This window comes from Corynebacterium kefirresidentii, assembly GCF_016599755.1.
Lineage (GTDB): Bacteria > Actinomycetota > Actinomycetes > Mycobacteriales > Mycobacteriaceae > Corynebacterium > Corynebacterium kefirresidentii.
Map to the genome: position 1 here is coordinate 208,988 of NZ_CP067012.1, position 22,917 is coordinate 231,904.

The window sequence follows — 22,917 nt, forward strand, 5'->3', positions numbered from 1 at the left end:
CGCAGCGCAGGAACGGAAAACTCGCCGAATAAGAGTCCAGGGTGTAGGGCTAGGCGCGCAGACTGTTGTTCTGGTGAGGGGGCAAGCAGCCAGCCTCGATTACGCGCTGGGCAAGGGTACGGTTGCCCATTTTGGCGGCAAAGGCGATGCGCATAGTGATGTCATGGTTGGGTGGCGCATCCATTGTGATGCAGTCGCCGGGTTGGATGCGGCCGGGAGAAATAATGCGCAGATAAGTACCGCAATCGCCACGGGCGGTCCAACGCTTGAGCCACCCGCGCTCCCCTAGCCAGCCGGCAAAGGTGGAACAGGGTTGGCGGGGAACGGATACCTCAAGTACAGCGGTGCCGATTCTTAGGCGTTGGTTAATGAGTAGAGCGGACAGATCGACGCCTTGGGTGGTGAGGTTTTCACCAAAGCAGCCAGACGCCAGCGGGCGGGAAAGCTCGGATTGCCAGTAGTCCAACTCTTCGCGGGCGTAGGCGTAGATGGCTTTATCATTGCCGCCATGATGTTGGGTATCACCAATTATATCGCCGCGCACGCCGGAACCGTCGCCATAATGGGGGCCGGGCGCAGCCACATCGATGAAGGATTGCGGCTGCTTATCGATGCCCGAAAACTCGTGCCGCCCGCTCGGGTCTGGCCGGCGGACGGCGACATTGGTGGAAATGACCTGCATGCCTGCCACACTAGCTGAGCGTGAGCGCCTCCGCGGTGAGAATATCGCGGTAAAACAGCTGCGGAGCGAGGGAGACGGCCTCGGCTAGCTGCGGGAGGGCGCCGTCAAGCGCGGCGGCGAAAGCGGGATCAGCCAGCTTGCCATTGGCCACGCCGCGCGCCGTGATGGCAAAGACGTAGGAGATAAACGGCATCCAGGCGGAATCGCCGAGCTCCGAATTGCCATCACCAAAGGCATCGAGCGCGAGCAAGGTGTGCAGTACGGACTTATCCACACCTAGCTGCTGCAGCGTTACCCGCAGCTGCAGGGCGGTGCTGCGCAGGTTGGAGATGGTGCCCAGGCGGGTGAGCGCGAGGTCGTTGGCAAAGCATTCGCGCAGTGCAGCGATTCGGTGAGCATCGTCGCAGAGCTGATCGTTGGCCGTCGATGGTGTGGGCGCCTCACCTGTGGCGCTCATCAGCAGCATTGGGCGGGTGACATCGTCGACGCCGGTGGACGGCACGCGCGCGAGCGCGGCGGAGCCGTGGGCTTCGATGTAGTCATGGGCGGCGTCGGCAAGCGCGGCCAGCAGTGAGGAAGGCTTTTCGGCCGGCTCCTCGCGGCGGAAATTGCGGGAGACCAAGCCGGTGCGGACAAAGGCGCGCATGCGCTGGCCCGGCTCAAAATCCGCCGCCATGAGGGCATCCATGCTGGCACGCGGATCGGCCTCAATCTCCTTGATGATCGCCTCGAAAGTTTCCTTGGCCTTGGGCGCTAGGCGGCGCATAGCCGCGTAGGTGGGCCACAACCCTTCGGTGTTTGCGGTTTCACCGTCCTGGAAGATGATAAGCGCGCTCGCCGGCGGGTACTGCGGCGCGGCCAAGTCGCTGGCCGGTTCGTCCTCCCGGAAATCCACGATGAGGTGGCCGGCATCCAGCAGCTCCTCGGGCAGCTCGAAGCCTTCCTCGGTGGGGTCCAGTGGCATCGGCTCGCCTGCGGGATTGCCCAGTGGCCAAGCCCATGCCAGCAGCTCCACCTCTTCCTCGTGTGGCTGCTCGGGGACGAGGATGCCATCCTCGATGGTGGCGCGGGAGACCAACGGAGCTTTGCGCACGGTGGCGATGGCGGCATAGATGAGGTCGCTGGCCGCCGTGGCTTCATATTCCATAACGCGCCGGTCAAAGCTGCGCTTTTGGTGCGCTGCGCGCTCCTTTTCCGGCAGGCCCTCGAGATACTCCTCATAGGAGAGCGTGGACCACAAGAGATAAAGCTCCAGCGAGGTCTGTTTCGTCAGTGCAGATTTCAGCGCGCGATTCGGCACGGATAGGCTGGTAGCCGCCTCCGTAGAGCCATTGGCGGTGACGAGGTCCCTGATCTTTTGGTTTTTATCAATGACCACGAATTTTGCCAGCGGTAATGGCTCCGGCGAGTGGATGGTAAAGAGGGCATCGGCATCGAGCTGATCTGCCAGGATGACTTGTTTATCGAGGTAATCGACTGGTTCGGCCGCGGTGCGCTTGACCCGGGTACGAATCGTCGCCGGTTCCACCTGGAAGGTCAGCTCATAGCCGGCTTCGCTGCCGATGGTCTCCTCGCGCACGCTCTCGTCCTCACCAAAGACGCGCTGGCCTTTTTCCATCTGGATGGGCTTGCTCGGCGCAGAAGCCAAGGCATAGCTAAACGGTGAAAGATTGCCCAGGGCGTCGATGAAGCGGAAGTTAGTGCCGCGCGGGCCCTCGTTTTTGGCGCGCATATGCAGTGTTTCCGCGAAGTTAAGGTACTGGATATCCACCAGTTCCTCATCCTTGTACAAGCTAAAGCGGTAACGACCTACCCAGGGATCTTCGAAGGCATCTGCCGGGAGCACCTCGTGGATGCCCTCCGGTAGCTCATCCTCCAGCACGGCCTCTTCTTCCCCACCGATGGGGACATAGGTCAATTCCATGCTGAGCTCAGTGTTCGCGATGACGCGAGGTGACTGGGTATAGACCAGCTCGCCATCCAGCCCGTGGGCATTGGGCAGCGACTTGACGGCCATATCCCAGGCAAAGTCAGGGCTGCCAGACACCTTGATGGTGGCGGGCTCTTGTTGCGGTGCTTCCACCGTGAAGGACTGGCTCACCTCTAGTGGGAAGATGGACCAACCTTCCCAGGCGCCGTGTGAGCGAGCCTCGCCGGCCTTAGCCTTGGTGAATTCCGTGCCAGCAGGGGCGATGAAGGTATATGAGCCCTTAGGTATCGCTGCGGTGGTATCGAGCGGCCGATGGGTGGAATCCAGCACTAAGCCGCCATTGGCCACACCAGCGAATTCCAAGGTGTGCTCCTCAAAGGAGACGCTCAGGTGGCTAAAGGGGTGGGGCATGCTGATCCACAGCCCGGGCTCCTCGCCCTCCACGTAGTAGAACTTACGAGTGTCCTCGCTGTCATTGAGCAGCTGAGCGGACACGGTCCACTGGGGATCCTCTGGCTCATAACCTGCGGTTAAGGCTGGTAGGTACAGCTCCAAAGTGTGGGTGGCTGGGGAGAGGCGCAGGTGCGGAATCCCCTGAAATACCGCTGCGTCTGCAAAAGATGAAAGCTGGCTGCGAAACTTCTCCTGGCTCATTTACCCCAGCCTAGATCATTTTCATGCAGATCTGCATTTTGGCTGCGAGCGGGGGAAATGACCCGAAAGCCGGGGGTGAGTCCAGCGGAGAATTTGGGAGCGCGTGCCCAGCAGGTCGCGGAATGCGCAGCGAACTACACCGCACCGGCACGCGGCTATTACACTGTGTGATTATGAATACCCAGAGCGATTCCACCTCGTACCGCTATACCCCGGAGCTGGCGAACCAGATCGAGAAGACCTGGCAGCAGTACTGGAAAGACAATGGCACTTTCAACGCCCCGAACCCGGTAGGCGAGCTCGCCACCGATGCGGGCGAGCTGCCTAAGGAAAAGCTCAATGTGCAGGATATGTTCCCCTACCCCTCCGGTGCGGGCCTGCACGTGGGACACCCGCTGGGCTATATCGCTACCGATACCTATGCTCGCTATAACCGCATGCTGGGCAAGAACGTGCTGCACACTTTGGGCTACGATGCCTTCGGCCTGCCGGCCGAGCAGTACGCCATCCAGACCGGTACCCACCCGCGCACCACCACCGAGGCGAATATTGAAAACATGCGCCGCCAGTTGGGCATGTTGGGACTCGGCCACGATCCGCGCCGCTCCGTAGAATCTACGGATCCGGAGTTTTTCAAGTGGACGCAGTGGATTTTCCTGCAGATTTATAACTCCTGGTTCGATGAGGAGCAGCAAAAGGCTCGCCCCATTGCGGAGCTCATCAAAGAACTAGAAGCCAATAAGCGCACCACTAAGGACGGCCGCTATTACGAGGACCTCACCGAAGAGGAAAAGGCCGCAGCAATTGATGAATTCCGCCTAGTTTACCTGTCTAATTCCACGGTGAACTGGTGCCCAGGCTTGGGTACCGTGCTGGCAAACGAGGAGGTCACCGCAGAGGGCAAGTCCGAGCGCGGCAACTTCCCCGTATTTCGCAAGAATTTGTCCCAGTGGATGATGCGCATTACCGCCTATTCCGATCGTCTGCTCGATGATCTAGAGCTTTTGGATTGGCCGGAGAAGGTCAAGTCTATGCAGCGCAATTGGATTGGGCGTTCCCGCGGCGCGGAGGTTTCCTTCCCCGCTGAGGGCTACGAGATCGAGGTCTTTACCACCCGCCCGGATACGCTCTTCGGCGCCGAGTACGTGGTGCTGGCCCCAGAGCATGAGCTTGTCGACGCCCTCCTCTCCCCCATCCCTTATGACGATGACGTAGACGAGCGTTGGACCTACGGTCACGATGATCCCAAGGAGGCCGTGGAGTCCTACCGCACCGATATTGCCGCCAAATCTGATCTAGAGCGGCAGGAAAACAAGGAAAAGACCGGCGTCTTCCTTGGCACCTATGCCACCAACCCGGTCTCTGGGAAAAAGGTCCCGATCTTTATCGCGGACTACGTGCTGACCGGCTACGGCACCGGCGCCATCATGGCAGTTCCAGCGCACGATACCCGTGACTACGAGTTTGCCAAGACCTTCGGCCTGCCCGTTACGGAGGTTGTTTCTGGCGGCAACGTGGACGAAGAAGCCTGGACCGAGGACGGTGCCCTGGTTAATTCTGCCAATGACAAGGGCCTAGATCTCAACGGCCTGAATAAGGCCGAGGCTATTGCCAAGGCCATTGAATGGCTGGAAAAGGACGGCTCTGGCCGGGAAAAGGTGCAGTATAAGCTGCGGGATTGGCTCTTCGCCCGCCAGCGCTACTGGGGCGAACCCTTCCCCATCGTCTATGACAAGGATGGCTTTGCCCACGCCCTGCCAGAATCCATGCTGCCAGTGGAGCTTCCAGAGGTAGAAGATTATAAGCCGGTTTCTTTTGATCCAGAGGATAAGGATTCCGAACCACAACCCCCGCTAGCTAAGGTGCGCGACTGGGTCGAGGTAGAACTTGACTTGGGTGACGGCCCGCAGACCTACTTCCGCGATACCAACGTAATGCCGCAGTGGGCAGGTTCTTCCTGGTACCAACTGCGCTACATCGATCCCCGCAACGATGAGGCATTCTGCGATATTGAAAACGAGCGTTATTGGACGGGCCCGCGACCGGACCAGCATGGCCCACAGGATCCGGGCGGTGTCGACCTCTATGTCGGCGGTGTCGAGCATGCCGTACTGCACCTGCTTTACTCCCGCTTCTGGCATAAGGTGCTCTTTGACCTGGGATTTGTCAGCTCTCAAGAGCCCTACCGTCGCCTGTACAACCAGGGATATATCCAGGCCTATGCCTACACCGATTCCCGCGGCGTGTACGTGCCAGCTGCTGAGGTAGAAGAAAAGGACGGCAAGTTCTACTACAACGGAGAAGAGGTCAACCAGGAATACGGCAAGATGGGCAAGTCCCTGAAGAATGCTGTAGCTCCGGACGATATCTGCCGCGACTTTGGTGCCGATACCCTGCGTGTGTACGAAATGTCCATGGGACCGTTGGACACCTCCCGCCCGTGGGCTACCAAGGACGTCGTCGGCTCCCAGCGCTTCCTGCAGCGCCTGTGGCGCCTTGCCGTCAATGAGGACACCGGAGAGCTGGCCACTACCGACGCCAATTTGAGCGAGGGTGATCTCAAGCAGCTGCACCGCACCATCGCAGGCGTGCGCGATGATTATGAGAACCTGCGGCTCAATACCGTGGTGGCCAAGCTCATCGAGTACGTCAACTACCTGACCAAAACCTATCGCACCGAGGCACCGCGCGCCGCCGTCGAACCAATCGCCCAGTTGGTCTCCCCCATCGCCCCGCATATCGCGGAAGAACTGTGGCAGCGCTTTGGCCACGACGAGACCATTACCTATCAGCCCTTCCCCACCTTTGAGGAAAAGTACCTGGTAGATGATGAAATCGAGGTGCCCGTACAGATCAACGGCAAGGTCAAAGCCCGCATCAACGTGGCTGCCGATGCGGACCAGGAGGCGGTCTTCGAGGTTGTTCTGGCCGATGCCAAGATCGCCGAACTGACTAGTGGAAAGAACGTAGTGAAGAAGATCTACGTGCCGGGCCGCATGGTCAACCTCGTCGTCAAGTAGTCACTCCTCCCAAAACTCCGTGGCGCACAGCGCTATGCCGTGTGCCCGGATTCCCTGGCCGACCTCCAGTTTCTCGTTCACAATGAGCGGCAGGCCGTCGAGGTCGCATACCCAAAACTCCCCCATGCCCAGCTCATTGCTGTGCTTGGCGATGTGCCCGATGGTTCCCGCCACCTCTACCTGCGGGTTGAGCATGCTGGGCTTTAAGTTCCGATAAAAGCGCTCGGTAGCAGGAGAATTCAAAGAAAATTCCTCCGGCTCCCCCACCTCGTACCGCAAGGCCACAACCGCCGGCTGGACCTGTCCCTCTAGCTTTTCGCCTCCGACGGGGTTTCCCGCTGGCAGGGCAAAGGGTGCATCCGCCAGTGCTGCGAACCGTAAATCCCCCGTCTCCACAATGCCGATATAGGGCGTTGCGCGATAAATCGTTCCTAGGGCCTGTTCCCCTCCCCGATACGAAGGAACTGCGGCCCACTCCCCTTCGTACTCCATCGCGGTGACCGCCATATCGGACGGATCTGCGTGAAAAAGGACTCGATCAAATCCAGGTGCATCCCATATTTCGCGGCTTGTGGGTAGCTCTGCGATGAGCTCTTCTATATCCATTAGATCAAAACCACATGTGCTAAATAGCTTATCCATGCTCGCCATTTTAAACACTTCGGTCGCTTCTCCCGAGACGCCGTTTGTTCCAGCGGACGGATCGCTACTAAGACTTTTTGTTTAACTATTTAATTTTTGCGGCAATAACATAACGGATTAAATATTTGGATAACCCGGCCAATAGTGTTCCAAAAGCAAAGTAATTATGACTTTGGCCCTAAAGATGTAGGGGCATTAAATTGTTGACATGCTATACGCCCGCCGTATTAAAGTAGTAGGAGTTGTTGTATCAACTCCCGATCGCCTAATGGGTTGCTAGATCAACTGCGCTGTTTAAGCTGTTAAATAACGGCAATCGAAGGAGGATAGCCATGCGTGTGGAGCAGAGTGCGGCATGGGGAGATTTTGTCACTATGCAAGAGGCGCTCCACGTGCGACTTTCTACACAGTTGCAGAGAGACTCTAGTCTGAGCGAGGCGGACTATGCGGTGTTAGCGGTGTTGCATCGCCGCCGCAAGATTCATACCCGTCCGCATGAATTGGGGACGGAACTACGATGGGAAAAATCGCGCCTGCATCGACAGCTGGTGCGCATGGAATCACGAAAATTGGTCTCCAGGCGGGAAGCGCCGGAACTTGGGCCTCGAGCCATTGAAGTCACTGTGACGGAAAAGGGGAGTGCTGCCTTCAGTGCGGCAATAGCGCGCCATACCGCCGCAGTTGATGAAATCGTGGTGAGCACCCTTAGTGACGAAGACCTACAAACTTTGGGGGAAATTTCTCGGAAGTTGTTGCGTGGGATTGATGAGCAGGGCGCTGGAGAGTTCGCTTCTGAAGCCTAACCGCGTATGCAAAAGGCACCCGCCATGACGGCGGGTGCCCGGGAAAATTAGCTAGGGCGCAGCCTAGGAAATCTTGAGGACGGTGCGTCCGTGGTGGGTGCCCTCTAGAAGGGACTTGGATTCCTCGACCACGTCCGAAAGTGGAATCGTTGTGGTCAGGGACTCAAGAATGGAACGGTCTAGCTTGCGGGCCAAGAGCTGCCAAGCGTTCTGGCGGTAGTGCAGTGGGGCGTCTACGGAATTGACGCCTGCCAAGTGCACATTGCGCAGAATGAATGGCAGCACGGTGGTGGGAAGATCCGGGCCGGCGGCCATACCGGTGGAGGCGACGGTACCGCCCCAAACCGTGCGAGCCAATACATTGGCCAAGACATGGGAACCGGAGGTATCGACAGCACCGGCATAGGTAGCCTTCTGCAAGGGTTTTCCGGCCTCGGCGAACTCGGCGCGGTCCACAATGGTGTGGGCACCGAGCTCGTGAAGATACTGGGAATAGTCATCTGGACGGCCGGTCATGGCGTGGACCTCGTACCCGGCATTGGACAGGAGGTTCACGGCGATGGAGCCGACACCGCCAGTTGCGCCGGTGACCAAAACGGGGCCATCGGGAAGCCCGCGCAAAGAGTTGACGCACAGTGCAGCGGTATAACCCGCGGTGCCGACAGCAGCTGCCTGTTCTGCGGTGAAGTCTGCGGGGAGCGCGACGGTGGCCTGGGAGTTAACGCGCTGCTTCGGGGTGTAGCCGCCGTGGCGGAACTCGCCAAGGCCATCACCGAAGGAGGCGACCAAGGTACCCACCGGTAGACGCTCTACGCTGGACTCGGCAACGGTGCCGACCACGTCGATGCCTGGAACCAAGGGGCTGGTGCGCATCACACCGCGGTCGCCCGCGATTGCCATGGCGTCCTTGTAATTCAGGGAAGAATAAGAAACATCAACGGTAAGGTCACCCTCGCTGAGGAACTCTCCCTCTTCAAAGGAGGTCGTGACGGTTTTGTCTTCGTTGCGAGTTACTAGTAGCGTGCTCATGCTCACCATCGTACGTTAAATGTGATGCAGGGATTCGACAGCGAATCTCCCGGGAATTTTTCAGACAGGCTTGTTAACTTGGGCATTATGACGACGACCACTGGATCCACCCGCACTTCGCACCAGGTAAGGGCGCAAGGCGCGCCTTCCAAGCGCACGTTGTGGCGCAGTGCTGGCGTTGCCTGCGTGGTCGTTGTGGTGGCTATTGCCGTAGCTACAGTGGGCAAGCCGTTTATTGATATTCCCGGCGTGCTCGATGCCTCTGCACATGCCCGCCGCAGCCTGGATCTGCAAATGTTCAACGGCTTTAATAACCCTCATCCGTGGTGGGGGCCGTGGACCAATACCTTGGGCAATATAGCGCTCTTTTTCCCACTTGGCGCGTGCTTGGTAGTGATGGGGCAAAATTCGCGCCACGTCCGCTTTGGCCGTGGCGGAACCATCCTTCTAGCGATGGCGCTCAGCTTGGGCATCGAAACTACCCAATATGTATTCTCACTAGGCTTCAGCGATGTCGACGATGTGGTTTTCAATACCCTTGGAGCGTCCTTGGGCGCGTTCCTAGTTAGCCGCAAGAGCGCACAGGCGCAGCTGCGAGCCGTCCGCACTATCGGCTGGATGGCGGCTTTGGGTTTGGGTGCCCTCGCCGCCACGATTGTGGCCGGAGTAATTGTCTAAGTACCCAGGCTGACGCGGTGCCCGAAATTAAACATATCGAGGGAATCTCCCTCTTCGAGGCACTCAAACATACCGGCGGCGTCGGTGGGAACTATGCCGGTGACCTGTGATACTCCGTAGTCCTGAAGGAGAATAGGGGCCAGAGGCGTTGAGGGCCCCAAGACTACATTGAAGGACTCGCGGGAGAGCTCGAGCAGGCGGGGCGCGGTCTTATTAACAAAGGCGGAGCCGGTAATGAAGACATAATCGCACTCGGGCAGTATGTACTCGGCGGCGGAATCGGGGTAGTCGCCCTCATTGAGCGAACGCTCTAGCATATAAAAATCCGCCGCCTGGTTGAGCGCCTTAGGCGCAAAAGGGAAGTGGCCAATGACGGCGACCTTCTTACCCGCGACGGCTTCGCGGAAGGGATCGAAGATGTGGGGCCAGGGGGCATCGGCAAGCGCAAAGCCATGTTCATCGGCCACGGAAGGCGTGGCGTAATAGGAATTGAGCGCAGCCATGCCGAAGGACGCCTCTGAGAAATTCCAACTCTGGGCCAGCTGTGCGATGGCACGTAAGGGAACGCCGGAGTACTCAGCGCTCATCTGGGCGGGGCGGGAGGTTGCTGACATGGTCATGGCCACGCCGCAGCTAGGACTTTCGGTGTAAACGCGGGTCCACCGCGGGTTTTGGGCAGCGCGGGAGACCACTATGTCACGGGGAATGGCATCGATGAGGTCATCGTAGAGATCCCAGGCGGACATGAATAAACCAGCTTTTCCTTATTGTTTGGCACTGCTTGTGAGGAGGCAGTTTAGTCGAATAGGTGGGGAGCACCCTATAGCTTTAGTCACATATATTCGCAACGGCTTGCGCAGTCTGTTTAGCAAAGGGGCTTACCCCAGTAATGGTGGCGGAGCCGGGTCCGGTCCAGGTGCCGTAGCCTACGAGGAAGAGACCGTCGACGGTGGGGGAGGTACCATCAAGGAGCCCGCGGATAGGCCGGAGAGCAGGCCGGAAACCGGTGCACCAGATGAGATGGTCCGCGTTGACTTCAGCAAGAGAAGAAAACATGGGGGTGGCCTGCAAAAGTCCGGAATCCCGCGCCCGCAGGACAGGTGGAACCATCACAATATCGCCCAAGTTGGAATCCGCGCCGGGGTCTGGCTCGCCACGCAGCAGTGCGTTGAGCCGGACGCGATTGCGCTGAAAGAGCACGCGGCCGTCAACATCATCGGGCATCCACCGCGGGGAGCTGCGGGTGTACCAGGTTGTCTCTACGCCAGACAGCAGGAGCTCGGCCGCGATCTGAGCACCAGAATTGGCCCCGCCCACGACCGCCACGGTGGAGCCAGAAAAGGCCTCTGGTCCTGGGTAAAAGGCGGAATGCCATTGCCTTCCGCCAAAGTTGCCGGGGTAGTAGGGGATAAAAGGTGCGGACCACGTGCCCGTTGCCGCTACGACCGTGCGCGAGGTGAGATGCTCTTCCCCCGCATAAACGTGGAAGCACGCGCCGTCATGGGTCACCTCATCCACTGTGACTGGCCGACGAATGGGCAGTGCATAACGCTGCTCATAGCGTGCAAAATAATCAATAACGTGGCTGGCCGGCGGGAAGCCCTCGTAGTGGGGCATGGGCCATCCCGGCAGGTTGGAAGAGGCCGCATTGCTAAAAAGCGTCAGGGAGGGCCAGGTATGGCGCCAGGCTGCGCCAGGACCGGATTCTGCATCCAGAAGGACAAAATCTAGGCCCTTCTTGCGCAGGTAATAACCCACCGCGAGGCCTGCCTGGCCGGCACCAATGACTATGCAGTCCAGCATCAAATGAGCTTTCTCTCTCGTGCCACGGTCACCGCGGCGGTGCGGGTTTCCACGCCCAACTTTTGGAAAATATGGATGAGGTGGGTCTTGACCGTGGCCTCGGAAATGAACAGCTGCTTGGCTAGCTCCTTATTAGAGGAACCGCTAGATAACGCCCGGAGGATTTCCAGCTCGCGGGTGGACAGTGATTCTTGCGGTCGGCCTACACGCTGGGCGAGGAGATCCACAACCTCCGGCGCTAGGGTGCGGCGGTGCGCGGCGGTATTGAGCACGGCTTCGTGCAACGCCTGCTCGGGGGAGTCCTTGAGCAGGTAGCCCATCGCGCCGGCTTCCACGGCGGCGAGGATATCGGCCTGCGTGTCATAGGTGGTCAAGATGAGCACGGGCGGGCCGCCGGCGTCTACTACGCGCTTGGTGGCTGCGATGCCATCCACGTCGGGCATCTGGATATCGCAGACTACAGCGTCTACCTGCGGGGCATCTGCAGTAAAAAGCTTATCCACATCCGCGCCGGTGGAGCCCTCCATTACTACCTCGACATCGGAGAAGGTATTGAGGATGGCGCGCAGGCCGGCGCGGACCACTGGGTGATCATCAATAAGCATGACATTAACCATTGCTTCGCTCCTTCAGCGGGATACGGACGGCCAGGGCGGTGCCTTCGCCCGATTCTAGGTTCATAGTGCCGCCCACGCTCTCCACGCGGTCGCGCAGGCCGGTAAGCCCGAAGCCATGATCCTTATTATCCCTGCTAGGGGAGGCGGTTACGCCGCATCCATTATCAACAACGTCCAGGGTGACAGCATCTTCGAAAAGTCCGAGCGTGACCACTGCGCGCGAGGCGTGGGCGTGTTTGATGACGTTATTGAGACCCTCCTGCGCGGCCCGCACAATGACCTTTTTGATCTGGACAGGCACCTTTCCGCTGCCGGAAACCACCAGTTCAAAGGTGGTATCTTCGCCCAAGGCTTTCACACGGCTGCGCATCTGGGATAGCAGGGAATTGAGCTGGGTTTCCAGCCGCTCATCGGGGCCGGCGAGCTCCCGGACAAAGCGGCGGGCCTCGGCCAGATTCTCGCTGGCGACTTCCTCGATAATTTCCAGCTGTTCCTCTTTGGTTGCTGGATCAGTGGTGCCGCGGGCCGCACGGGAGAGCAGCAGAATAGAACTGAGGCCTTGTGCGACGGTGTCATGAATCTCGCGAGAGAGCCGCTCACGCTCTTCCAGCCGGCCGGCTTGGTGCTCGCTTGCGGCTAGTTCGGCTTGGGTTTCGCGCAGCTGCCTAGCGATGTCCCTGTGGTGCGCCGCCTCCGCCTGCAGTCGCCGCTGTATGAAAAAGACCGTGGCCGCAAAGGCGGTACCGATAAGCGGTCCTACCGCCGCCGCGATGGACCAGCCCTCGGGATGTAACCAGGCGGGGATGAATGCGGCCGCCGCCCACAGTATGGCGATGGAGACCAACCCAGGCACAGTGGGCAAGGCGCGCAGAAAGACAAAAATAAGCGGGAACTCCAGCCACATGAAATCCTGCGCATGGACCATCAAGCCCAGCCACAGGAGGCAAAGTCCACCCAGCCACAGCCATGTTGGCAACCAGCGTTGTGCGGCATACACCACGGCGAGTGCGATGGCTAAGCCAATAACGCGGGCATCGAGCCGGTCATCCACGTAGGCGCGCGCTACGCCGAAGACCAGTAGAAACGCGAACATGGCGTGCAAACCATAGACCCATAACTTTTGTCCTTTAAACACAACCACCCAGGATATCCGCGCATGGGTGGACAGTGAATCAACCACTTGGTTGACTAGAGGTTCAGCGAGCTGGCCGATTACTTCTGACCTGCATAAATCGAATATAGAAGTATGTTTCTAGCAATCAGAGAAATCACCACAGCGCGCGGCCGCTTCGCGCTCATTGGCGGCACGGTTGCACTCATCACCCTTTTGCTCGTGATGCTCTCCGGCCTAACGGAGGGCCTTTCCAAGCAAAATACTTCCGCTTTGGAGTCCCTAGAAAAGAAGTACCCGTATATTTCCTTCTCCACCGAGGATCCCTCCTTCAGCGAGTCCGAGATGCATGCCGGCGATATCGCCAGCGACGGTATTCCCCTCGGCGCGGCGCAGACCAAGCTGGAGGGTCACGGCGGCGTTGCCGTCCTCAGCTTGCCGGCCGGCACCCAGGTTCCGGGCACCGATAAGACCATCCCAGAGCAGGGCGTGCTCCTGCCAGATTCCATTGATGCGGCCGAAACCGTCACCCTAGGCGGCACCGACTTCTCGGTGGAGGGCACCGTCCCGGAGACCATGTACTCCCACTCTGCGGTGGTATGGGCTTCCACCGAGTCTTGGCAGCAGATTAGCCACGCCCCGAAGGGCGTGGTGGGCACCGCCGCACTTTATAAGCATGAGGTTCCCGGCTCCGTCAAGGTTTCCAAGTCCTTCACCGGTCTAGCGGGCTATCAGTCTGAACGCGGCTCGCTGCTTACCATGCAGGGCTTCTTGTACGGCATCTCCGCGCTAGTCACCGTCGCTTTCTTGACCGTATGGACCATTCAGCGCACCCGCGACCTGTCTATTTTGCGCGCGCTGGGCGCCACCGTGCGCTACCTGCTGCGCGATGCCCTGGCACAAGCCGCCATCATCTTGGCTGCCGGCACCATCCTGGGCGCTGTCGTTGGGTGGGCGCTCGGCGCGCTCGCCTCCGGCACCGTTCCTTTCGATGTCTCTTTGTGCAGCATTGCCGTTCCTGCGGTTGGTATTTGGGTCCTCGGTATGGCCGGCGCCCTCGTCGCTACCCGCCGCGTAGCTAAAGCCAACCCACTCGATGCACTTGGAGGAAACGCTTAACATGTCCACCATTCTTGATATCCGCAATGCCACCGTGACCTACCAGGACGGCGAGACAACCACTACCGCGCTTGCCGACGCCTCCCTCAAGGCCGAATCCAATAGCCTGACCGCCATCGTGGGTGAGTCCGGTTCTGGTAAATCCACGCTACTATCCGTAGCCGCTGGGCTTATCACCCCGGATTCTGGTTCCGTACAGGTAGATGGCACCCGGTCCATCATCTTTCAGCAGGCCAACTTGCTGTCCTCGCTCAATGTGCGCGACCAACTATTGATTATGGATCACATCGCTGGCCGCAAGCTGCGCCCACAGCGTGCCGATGAGCTATTGGACTTTGTGGGCCTGGCAGGTATGGGAAACCGCCGCATGGGCCAGATGTCTGGCGGCCAGCGCCAGCGCGTCAATATCGCTCGTGCGCTCATGGAGCAGCCAGACCTGCTCTTGGCGGATGAGCCTACCTCCGCGCTCGATTCTCACCTATCCCAGGAGATCATCCGCCTTTTGCGCGATGTCACCCAGGGGATGAATACCGCCACCGTGCTGGTGACCCATGACCGTTCCCTGCTGACCTTCGCTGACCGCGTGGTCGAGGTCAAAGACGGCCACGTTTCTGAGCAGGAGAAGGTTGCCGCGCTCAGCTAGCGCCGCATCACCAACAACCGTGCGATTGCTTGGGGCACCGCCGCGGCAATCTGGGAGGCAGAGCAAATCCCGAAGCCTTCTGGGGTATGGGCGGCAATAGCGGCAGCGTGTTGGTGTATGGCTGCGGCGTGCAAAATCTCCGCAATGACCCCCTTCGCATCCACCTCAGCGATATTCAGCTGGGCTAGCGTGGCGCCAAGGATGCCAGAAAGCACGTCACCGGAGCCGGCGGTAGCTGCATAGGAGTGTCCCGCGTTCATGCCATAAATTTCCTGACCGGGGGCCGTGACCGTGGTGATCCGGCCTTTGTGCAGGATAAAGCAGTCGAGCGCTAAGGCAAGCTCCTGTAGGCGTACGCCTAAACCCTCCGAAAGATCGAGTGCGCGGCCAAGCGTAGCCGTATAGAGCCGCTCAAATTCCCCGGCATGCGGGGTCAGAATGGCGCAGGGATGATCGCGCACAAGTTTGCGCAGGTCTTCATTGCTAGCCAGCACCGTGAGCGCGTCGGCATCGATAATTGTAGGCAGCTTGCGTGCCAGCACAGCCTGTAATTCCGCTGCCGCTTCCGGCCCGGTGCCTCGCCCTGGGCCTACCACCCAGGCTTGAGCATGGACCTTTTCTTCGGCGCTTGCATGGGGCACTACCTCCGGCAGGCTTGCGACCACAGAGTCATTTCCTACGACGCGGACCATGGAGGGGGTGGCCCGCACCGCGCCCGTGGCGGCGAGCATGCCCGCGCCGGGAAAGGTAGTGCTGCCGGCGCATACCGCGGTAACCCCACCGGTGTACTTGGTGCTTCTTGCCCCGGGCGTCGGATCCAGAATTGGCCCCGTGCAGCCCACCGGCTTTGGAGCGGTAACCAGGCCTTGGTCTCCCGTGAGTACCGGCTCGGTTGGCCACTGATAGGGCAAGGGGATGGTGGGTTCATTGGCGATATGGCCCACCGGTTCTGCGGTGGCAGACAGCTCTTCTGCAAAAGAGCGCGGCGCGCCTGGCAAGAGGAGATCGCAGAGCACCACCGCGCCGCATTCTGGGGCACAGACGTGTCCGGCGCGGGCCCAGCCAAAGCTAATGGTCACGTCCGCTTCCACCGCATCGGTCGCAGCCACACCGGTATCGGCGTTAATTCCGGAGGGAATATCCACCGCGAGGACTGGAACTCCACGCTTTTTGGCTTCGGCATAGGCGCTGAGCGGGGCACCGGAAAGGCCGCGGGTGGAGGAGAGGCCGGCGACGGCGTCGATAAGCAGATCGGCATCCTCCAGACTGTGCACAATGGTTCCGCCGGCCGCGGTAAACGCCTGCAGTGCGGGTTCGTGGGCGCTATTCGCCGCGAGGATGGCCTCCACGGAATAACCTTCCTCCGCCAGGAAAGCGCCAGCGTAGAGGCCATCGCCGCCATTGCCGCCTGGGCCGACGAGGATAGTCACACGCCACCCAGGGCCGAGCATGGCTGCGGTCGTGGCTGCTACGCCGCGCGCGGCCAAGCGCATGAGCTCATCGTCGTAGTTTTGTTGCGCTAGAAGGGAATGCTCCGCCGCGCGGACGGCAGGAACGCTATAGGCATGTCGCATGCCCGCCAGGATAGGCTTTTAAGGTGCAGGTTGGCAGGTTGGGCACCAAAATAGGTTGCGTCCCTCCATGACTCTTTCCGCCACTGGGGTGCCACACACATAGCAGGGCAAACCGGCGCGGCGATAGACATAAACCTCCCCGCCATGGTCGTCTTTACGCGGTTCGCGCCCCATGGCTTCGGGAGAATGCTCGGGCCGCACCGTATCGATGCGGCCGTGCTCCACCCCGTCCTCCATCAGCTGCACTAGGTCGGCCCACGTGGCGTCAAAGGTTTCACGGGAAACGTCGCGGCCAGGCAGGAAAGGGGAGAGGCCATGGCGAAAGAGGGTTTCCGCGCGGTAGATATTGCCCACGCCGGCATAGAGGTGCTGGTCCATCATGAGCGAGCCAATGCTGCGCCGCGATTTGTGCACCTTGGCCCATAAGGCCTCCACATCGGCGTCTGGGCGCAGCGGATCCTGGCCTACCTTGGCCAGTTGTGCGCGGTACTCCTCTTCTGTAAGCAAGCGGCAAAACTGTGGTCCGCGCAGGTTGGCGGCCTCGGTGCCATTATCAATGCGCACCCGAATCTGTCCGCCGGTCTCCTCGCGGGGCTCGAAGCGCAGCTTGCCGATGAGCCCTAAGTGAATATAGAGGATATGGCGCGGATCCGGAGCGGTGAAGTGTACAAAAAGATGCTTACCGTAGGTCTCGGCCAGCTCGATGCGCTCGCCATCGAGAATCTCCGCCTCCGCCGCGAAGCGCCCCTGCGGGCTGGTCACGCGCAGCGGCATACCGCGATAATCCGCGTTGAATTTATTGGCTAGGCGGTGGATGACGTGACCTTCAGGCATAGAAGCCAGTCTAATCGGGAAGAATTTTCGGCCAAACCTGCCGCTAACCAGCCCACTTATTTGGGAGGTGACAATAGCGTAAACTCGAAATGCGGAATGATTTAACTCAGGGGAAGGCTTTCAAATCATGACGCACAAAATCGGCTTTGACCGCGAGAAATATATCGAGCTGCAGTCAAAGCACATTCACGCCCGCCGCGAGGAAATCGGCGGCAAACTCTATTTGGAGATGGGCGGCAAACTTTTTGACGATATGCACGCCTCCCGCGTGCTGCCGGGTTTCACCCCGGACAATAAAATCGCGATGCTGGAGCGCATCAAAGAGGACGTAGAAATCCTCATTTGCATCAATGCCAAGGACATCTCCCGCCAGAAGGTGCGCGCCGACCTAGGCATCCTCTACGAAGATGACCTGCTGCGCCTTGTAGATGTATTCCGCAGCCGCGGATTCTTGGTGGAAAACATCGTCATGACCCAGCTGGAGGAGGGAAACTCCCAAGCCGAGGCCTTCATCGAAAAGGCAGAGCGCCTTGGCCTCAAGGTGGCCCGACACCGCGTTATCCCTGGGTACCCCACCAATACGGACCTAATCGTGTCCGAAGAGGGTTTTGGCCGCAATGAGTTTGCGGAAACCTCCCGCGATCTTGTCGTTGTCACCGCGCCGGGCCCTGGCTCCGGCAAGCTGGCCACTGCGCTCTCGCAGGTTTACCACGAGCACCAGCGCGGCAATAATGCTGGCTACGCTAAGTTTGAAACTTTCCCTATCTGGAATCTCCCCCTTGAACACCCCGTGAACTTGGCCTATGAGGCCGCCACGGTGGACCTCAACGATTCCAATATTATTGACCACTTCCATCTGTCCGCCCACGGTGAATCCACCGTGAACTATAACCGTGATGTGGAAGCATTCCCGCTGCTGCGCACCTTGTTGGAAAAGCTCACCGGCACCACCCCGTATGAGTCTCCCACGGACATGGGCGTGAACATGGCTGGGTTCTGCATTACTGATGACGCCGTGTGCCGCGCCGCCGCCCAGCAAGAAATCATCCGCCGCTACTTTAAGGCTCAGGTGGAAGAGGCCCGCGCTGGCTTGGGTACCGAACAATCTGAGCGTGCCGCGGTCATCATGGCTAAGGCCGGCATCAAGGTCGAAGATCGCCCCGTGGTGGCGCCCGCGCGCCAACGTGCGGAAGAAACCGGCGAGCCTGCCTCTGCTATGCAGCTGCACGACGACACCATGATCACCGGCCGCACCGCGCCTCTGCTGGGCTGCTCGGCGGCGATGCTGCTCAACGCGCTGAAGCACCTGGCGGGCATCGATGACGATATCCATCTGCTTTCGCCCGAATCCATCGAGCCGATTCAAACGCTTAAGACCAAGCACCTGGGTTCCAAGAATCCACGCCTGCATACCGACGAGGTGCTCATCGCCCTGTCCGTGTCTGCAGCTAAGGATGACAATGCCCGAAAGGCGCTGGAACAGATCAAGGAGCTTGCCGGGTGCGACGTTCACACCACCACCATCCTGGGTTCGGTGGATGAGGGAATCTTCCGCAATTTGGGCGTGCTCGTGACCTCTGATCCCGTCTTTGCCCGCAAGAAAGCGCTGTACCAGAAGCGCTAGGTTCTGCCTATTAGAAGGGCGGCCCTTTCAGCCCGTGCTGGAGGGGCCGCAGTCTTATAAAGAACAACTACAAGATTGGGGATCTACCCAGCTGCGGGCCTAAGATTGGGGCGTGACTATTGGCAAAGTTCTCCTGTATTACTGCTTTACCCCCATCGAAGATCCCACCGCAATCATGCTGTGGCAACGCACCCTGTGCGAGTCCCTGGGGCTCAAGGGGCGCATCCTTATCAGCGAGCATGGCATCAACGGCACCGTTGGCGGCGATATGGAAGCCTGCAAGCGCTACGTTCGCCAGACCAAGGAATACCCAGGCTTTAAGCGCATGCAGTTCAAGTGGTCCGAGGGCGGAGCGGATGACTTCCCACGCCTTTCGGTCAAGGTGCGCGATGAAATCGTGGCCTTTGGCGCGCCGGGCGAGCTGAAGGTGGATGAAAATGGTGTCGTCGGTGGCGGCGTGCACCTAAAGCCAGAAGAGGTTAATAAGCTGGTAGAAGAACGTGGCGAGGAAGTCGTCTTCTTTGATGGGCGCAACGCCATGGAGGCAGAGATTGGCAAGTTTAAAAATGCCGTCGTGCCCGATGTGAAAACCACGCATGACTTCATCGAGGAAATCGAGTCCGGCAAGTATGACTGGATGAAGGATAAGCCGGTGGTGTCTTACTGCACCGGCGGTATTCGCTGCGAAATCCTGTCTTCGTTGATGAAGAATCGTGGTTTCAAAGAGGTCTACCAGATCGATGGCGGCATCGTGCGCTATGGCGAAAAGTACGGCAATGATGGCCTGTGGGAAGGCTCAATGTATGTCTTTGATAAGCGCATGCATCACGAGTTTGGCCAAGGGCTCCAAGACCCAGGCTTTATCCAGCTGGGCCATTGCGTGCACTGTGGCAAAGGCACGAATACCTTCCACAATTGCATCAATGAAGATACCTGTCGCCAGCAGGTGCTCATCTGTGATGACTGCATCCAACATGTAGAAACGCAGCACTGCGGCCGGCCAGATTGCGCCGAGGTGGCAGCGCAGCTAGCCAAGCAGGAGAGCTAGTCGCGCGCCGTTTCCTTGTGGAAGGAGTCCCACCACCACTGTTGCCACGTGGCGGTGTGCGGGTTGCAGGGCGGATAGACGATGCCGGTAGGTGTGTATAGTTCGGTCACCGGGCTGATGCCGTGCAGCGAGTTGAGGAACCACAGGGGGCATTCGGTGGCGAGCTCCAGGGTGAGCGGGCGTGTTTCGGTCCGTCTGCCTAGGGCCGCGGCGCGCTGGGTGACCTGGTGCAGCGTGATGCTGGGCAGCGCCGTCCCGGTGGAGAGAATAAGCGTCTCCTCCTCCCAGGCGACGAGCGCGCCGGTGGTGGTCTCCACCATGGCACCGGAGGAATCCACAATGACGGTGTCATCGGCACCGTCGTCCTGGTATTCGGCGCGGTAGCGTGCCAGTGCCGGGAAATCGGGGCCCTTGACCAAAGGCTGCGAGCGCGGGTCGGGTGCCTGCGCATAGGTTAGCCGGGTGACTGGGCGTGCAGGGGGTGCGGGGCGAATATCGAGGCGCAGTTGTCCTGCGGCTAGCGAGATGCGGGGAAAAAGATCGCCGGGGGCGAAGCGCTGTAGCATCGCAGGCACGAACCCAGCGGGAAGCGGCCCCGCCACCGACTCGAAGCGCCGGAGGTGAAGGCGAAGGGCGCTTGAGTGGGCGTCGCCAAGCATCCGCCAAGAATCCGCAACGTCAAAGGGACCGGGATGGGGTTGGCTGGGAATAAAGCCGCCCTCGTGCCAGAGATAGGTACTCACTGCCATGCCCCTAATACGGACTGCGCCTTAAGGTTGCGCTCTTCCAGCTCGGCGGCCGGATTCGAATCTAGGACGATGGCCCCGCCGGCACCGATAGTGACCTCGCCGCCCGCGCGTACGGCCGTGCGGATGACCACGCTGAGATCGGCTTGTCCATCAAAGCCCAAGTAGCCCACCACGCCGGAGTAGACCCCGCGCGGGCCGGTCTCGAGCTGATCGATGATTTCGCAGGTGCGCAGCTTTGGCGCGCCCGTCATCGAGCCGGGAGGAAAGGTGGCGCGGAGGGCATCGACCGCAGTGGCATTGGCGCGCAGCGCTCCGGTAATGGTGGACACCAATTGATGAACCGTGGCATAGCTTTCTACCTGCATCAGCTTCGGTACGCGTACGCTGCCGGGCTCGCATACCCGGGAAAGGTCATTGCGCAGCAGGTCGACGATCATGAGGTTTTCGGCGCGCGTCTTCGGGTCCGTGGTCAGCAACGCCGGATCCTGGTCGGCGGAGATAGTGCCCTTAATCGGCTTGGCCTCTACTTCACGGCCGCGCACGGTGAGGAAGCGCTCAGGCGAGGCGCTGCAGACTTCCACGCCATCGAAGACGAGGTGCGCGGCATAGGGAGCGGGATTGTGTGAGCGCAGTTGGGAATAAAGCTCCCCCTCGGCCCCGGCCGAGTAGGTATCGGTCAGGCAGACTTCGTAGCTCTCCCCGGCGTGCAGGAACTCCTGAGCGCGCTTAATCCGCTCCAGGTAGCCGGGGCTGCGCCAGGCGCCTGCGCTTAGCGACGCCCCGCGGCCCTCCCCAGTCTCCTGTGGTTCATCCGTACTCAAGGCGGCTTCTAATCGGTCCAGCAGTTGCTCGGCGCCGTCGCCAGCCAGGCAGCACAGATGCGCTGTTTCTTCCTGGTGGTCATAGACCATAAAAGACTGCGGCCGCACAAAATAAGCATCTGGGTAAGGGGAGCGGTGGCTTAACTCAATGGGCAGGGTGAGCTGGGCGCACTCATAGCCTAGGTAGCCGATGAGCCCGCCGGTGAAAGGAAGTTCTGGAGCGTTGGCGACGCGGGTAGCGAGCTCGCGGTCCAAGAGGGCAAGGATATCGGGGGCGTCACCAAGCCGATAGCGGAAAGAACGACTCAACGCGCCGGCAGTATCTCCGAGGATGGAGTAGCGCCCGCGCGGATCCGCGGAGTCGAGGAAGAAGGCATCTTTTCCTTCGGCGCGCAGGGTAGCAAAGACCCGCGGGCAGTCCACCGCGCCGGGAACCTCGCGGTGGAGCAGGCGGAACCCACTCAGGAAGTTGCGTATAATATCCCGGCCGTGCTGGGTAAGCACCGACTCCGGGTGGAATTGTACGCCCCAGTGCGGCAAACCATCGACCTTGAGCGCTTGAATGACGCCATCCTCGCTACGGGCATGAACGGTGACACCGGGGACCTCGTCAATCTGCAAGGAGTGGTAGCGCACTACCTCGAAATTTTGCGGGATTCCGGCAAAAATACCCTCGCCCGAGTGGCTAATAGAGGAGACAAAACCGTGGCGCGGTTGTGGCGAACGAGAAACCTGAGCGCCGGCCAACAGGCCCAGCCCTTGGTGGCCAAGGCATACGCCCAGCACCGGAATCTCGGCCGCTGCTGCGGCGGTGATGATGGCTCGGGCAGCACCGAAGTCCTCCTCCCGCTCAGGCGTGCCCGGACCGGGAGAAATCACCACATGAGAAAATTCGCCGGCACGGACGCGCTCGGCCAGTCCTTCTGCCTCGCCGGCAGCAATAACGAGTGGGTGACGGCCGTCTACCTCTGCAATGAGGTGAGCCAGGTTGAAGGTATAAGAATCGTAATTATCAAGCAGGAGGATCATCGGGAGGCGGGAAGTTTTCTATGCGGCAGCCGAGTCCATGAGAAATAGCTGGATATCGGTAATGGTCCAGAGCATGAAATTGCAGGCCATCACCCAGAAAATGGCCATCCAACTGCGCCAGCGCAGATAGCGGTGTAGCTTGCGCACCATGATGACGGCGCAGCCAATCATGCCGAAGAAGGGAATGATCGGGGTGGTCAGGCTAAAGAAGGTGCGCTGCCCATCGGTGCAGAGCCACGTAGCGGTGCCAGCTTCGCATAAAGGACCGCCCATAAGCCTAGCGGCGAGCGCGACCGCGAAGCCATAGAGCGCGGAGATGACAAGGACTGCGAGCATGTACCAGACGGCTTGCCGGGTAGAGCGGCGGTTAGCAGCGGCAATCTCTAAAGGATCCGGCTCATCGGCCAGCTCATCGAAACTCTGCGGTTCTGGGCGGCGCAGATTGGCATAGTCAGCATCGGATGTCAGATCGTTTTCGGGATGCTCTGGTCGCTGGCTCATACCCCA

At 59.8% G+C, this 22,917-nt stretch carries 20 protein-coding genes; 7 read left to right on the forward strand and 13 right to left on the reverse strand.

Annotation, left to right across the window (positions count from 1 at the left end; all coding sequences use genetic code 11):
• Window positions 1–49 precede the first annotated feature (49 nt).
• Window positions 50–682 carry an MOSC domain-containing protein gene (locus I6I12_RS01315; RefSeq protein ID WP_023020162.1) on the reverse strand — a complete coding sequence of 211 codons (633 nt, stop codon included), beginning with the start codon at window positions 680–682 and terminating at the stop codon, window positions 50–52.
• 10 nt (window positions 683–692) lie between these two features.
• A complete protein-coding gene (locus I6I12_RS01320) occupies window positions 693–3,266 on the reverse strand; it encodes a hypothetical protein (protein ID WP_200288507.1) in 2,574 nt (857 codons plus the stop codon).
• A 173-nt stretch (window positions 3,267–3,439) separates the two neighbouring features.
• On the opposite strand from I6I12_RS01320, the gene leuS reads away from it, so the two are divergent.
• Window positions 3,440–6,286 (forward strand): leucine--tRNA ligase, encoded by a 2,847-nt coding sequence (gene leuS / locus I6I12_RS01325; protein ID WP_034656067.1) that lies wholly within the window; start codon window positions 3,440–3,442, stop codon window positions 6,284–6,286.
• Here the strand turns inward: leuS and I6I12_RS01330 are convergent, their stop codons facing one another.
• Complete coding sequence (locus I6I12_RS01330; RefSeq protein WP_232212566.1) at window positions 6,287–6,928, reverse strand: hypothetical protein; 642 nt, start codon at window positions 6,926–6,928, stop codon at window positions 6,287–6,289.
• Between the two features lie 332 nt (window positions 6,929–7,260).
• On the opposite strand from I6I12_RS01330, the gene I6I12_RS01335 reads away from it, so the two are divergent.
• Entirely contained in the window at window positions 7,261–7,731 is a 471-nt protein-coding gene (locus tag I6I12_RS01335) for a MarR family winged helix-turn-helix transcriptional regulator (RefSeq protein WP_200288508.1), read from the forward strand.
• A gap of 63 nt (window positions 7,732–7,794) precedes the next feature.
• On the opposite strand, the gene I6I12_RS01340 is transcribed toward I6I12_RS01335, so the two are convergent.
• Window positions 7,795–8,769: an MDR family oxidoreductase gene (locus tag I6I12_RS01340; protein WP_034655607.1), complete on the reverse strand. Its 975-nt coding sequence runs from the start codon at window positions 8,767–8,769 to the stop codon at window positions 7,795–7,797.
• A 78-nt stretch (window positions 8,770–8,847) separates the two neighbouring features.
• Here I6I12_RS01340 and I6I12_RS01345 point away from each other — a divergent pair, with 78 nt between their 5' ends.
• The gene (locus tag I6I12_RS01345; RefSeq protein ID WP_234288147.1) at window positions 8,848–9,438 is read left to right on the forward strand and encodes a VanZ family protein; all 591 of its coding nucleotides are present in this window, start codon (window positions 8,848–8,850) and stop codon (window positions 9,436–9,438) included.
• On the opposite strand, the gene I6I12_RS01350 is transcribed toward I6I12_RS01345, so the two are convergent.
• The 4 genes from I6I12_RS01350 to I6I12_RS01365 form a co-directional block, all read right to left on the reverse strand.
• Window positions 9,435–10,184: a DUF364 domain-containing protein gene (locus I6I12_RS01350; RefSeq protein ID WP_200288510.1), complete on the reverse strand. Its 750-nt coding sequence runs from the start codon at window positions 10,182–10,184 to the stop codon at window positions 9,435–9,437. The two genes, I6I12_RS01345 and I6I12_RS01350, sit on opposite strands and share 4 nt — an antisense overlap.
• 82 nt (window positions 10,185–10,266) lie before the next feature.
• Window positions 10,267–11,241, reverse strand: coding sequence for an NAD(P)-binding domain-containing protein (locus I6I12_RS01355; protein WP_200288511.1), 975 nt, complete (start codon window positions 11,239–11,241; stop codon window positions 10,267–10,269).
• Entirely contained in the window at window positions 11,241–11,858 is a 618-nt protein-coding gene (locus tag I6I12_RS01360) for a response regulator (RefSeq protein WP_023020153.1), read from the reverse strand. Before I6I12_RS01360 ends, I6I12_RS01355 begins: the two co-directional genes overlap by 1 nt.
• Window positions 11,851–12,951: a sensor histidine kinase gene (locus I6I12_RS01365; RefSeq protein WP_234288148.1), complete on the reverse strand. Its 1,101-nt coding sequence runs from the start codon at window positions 12,949–12,951 to the stop codon at window positions 11,851–11,853. The genes I6I12_RS01360 and I6I12_RS01365 overlap by 8 nt, the downstream gene beginning before the upstream one ends.
• Window positions 12,952–13,104: 153 nt before the next feature.
• Between I6I12_RS01365 and I6I12_RS01370 the strand changes: the two genes are divergently transcribed.
• Window positions 13,105–14,088: an ABC transporter permease gene (locus tag I6I12_RS01370; protein WP_200288512.1), complete on the forward strand. Its 984-nt coding sequence runs from the start codon at window positions 13,105–13,107 to the stop codon at window positions 14,086–14,088.
• 1 nt (window position 14,089) lies between these two features.
• The gene (locus tag I6I12_RS01375) at window positions 14,090–14,731 is read left to right on the forward strand and encodes an ABC transporter ATP-binding protein (RefSeq protein WP_200288513.1); all 642 of its coding nucleotides are present in this window, start codon (window positions 14,090–14,092) and stop codon (window positions 14,729–14,731) included.
• Here the strand turns inward: I6I12_RS01375 and I6I12_RS01380 are convergent.
• On the reverse strand, window positions 14,728–16,305 hold the full coding sequence (locus tag I6I12_RS01380) for a bifunctional ADP-dependent NAD(P)H-hydrate dehydratase/NAD(P)H-hydrate epimerase (protein ID WP_200288514.1): 1,578 nt from the start codon (window positions 16,303–16,305) through the stop codon (window positions 14,728–14,730). The two genes, I6I12_RS01375 and I6I12_RS01380, sit on opposite strands and share 4 nt — an antisense overlap.
• A gap of 18 nt (window positions 16,306–16,323) precedes the next feature.
• Window positions 16,324–17,139, reverse strand: coding sequence for an Fpg/Nei family DNA glycosylase (locus tag I6I12_RS01385; protein ID WP_200288515.1), 816 nt, complete (start codon window positions 17,137–17,139; stop codon window positions 16,324–16,326).
• 127 nt (window positions 17,140–17,266) lie between these two features.
• Between I6I12_RS01385 and I6I12_RS01390 the strand changes: the two genes are divergently transcribed.
• Both I6I12_RS01390 and trhO read left to right on the forward strand, forming a co-directional pair.
• Entirely contained in the window at window positions 17,267–18,763 is a 1,497-nt protein-coding gene (locus I6I12_RS01390) for a DUF1846 domain-containing protein (protein WP_200288516.1), read from the forward strand.
• A 112-nt stretch (window positions 18,764–18,875) separates the two neighbouring features.
• Complete coding sequence (gene trhO / locus I6I12_RS01395; protein ID WP_005326978.1) at window positions 18,876–19,811, forward strand: oxygen-dependent tRNA uridine(34) hydroxylase TrhO; 936 nt, start codon at window positions 18,876–18,878, stop codon at window positions 19,809–19,811.
• Here trhO and I6I12_RS01400 read toward each other — a convergent pair.
• From I6I12_RS01400 to I6I12_RS01410, 3 genes are read right to left on the reverse strand one after another with little or no spacing between them, the layout of a single operon-like run.
• A complete protein-coding gene (locus tag I6I12_RS01400; RefSeq protein WP_234288149.1) occupies window positions 19,808–20,560 on the reverse strand; it encodes an aminotransferase class IV in 753 nt (250 codons plus the stop codon). The genes trhO and I6I12_RS01400 overlap by 4 nt on opposite strands.
• Window positions 20,551–22,410: a chorismate-binding protein gene (locus I6I12_RS01405; RefSeq protein ID WP_200288518.1), complete on the reverse strand. Its 1,860-nt coding sequence runs from the start codon at window positions 22,408–22,410 to the stop codon at window positions 20,551–20,553. The genes I6I12_RS01400 and I6I12_RS01405 overlap by 10 nt, the downstream gene beginning before the upstream one ends.
• An 18-nt stretch (window positions 22,411–22,428) precedes the next feature.
• Complete coding sequence (locus I6I12_RS01410; protein ID WP_200288519.1) at window positions 22,429–22,911, reverse strand: hypothetical protein; 483 nt, start codon at window positions 22,909–22,911, stop codon at window positions 22,429–22,431.
• Window positions 22,912–22,917: the final 6 nt, after the last annotated feature.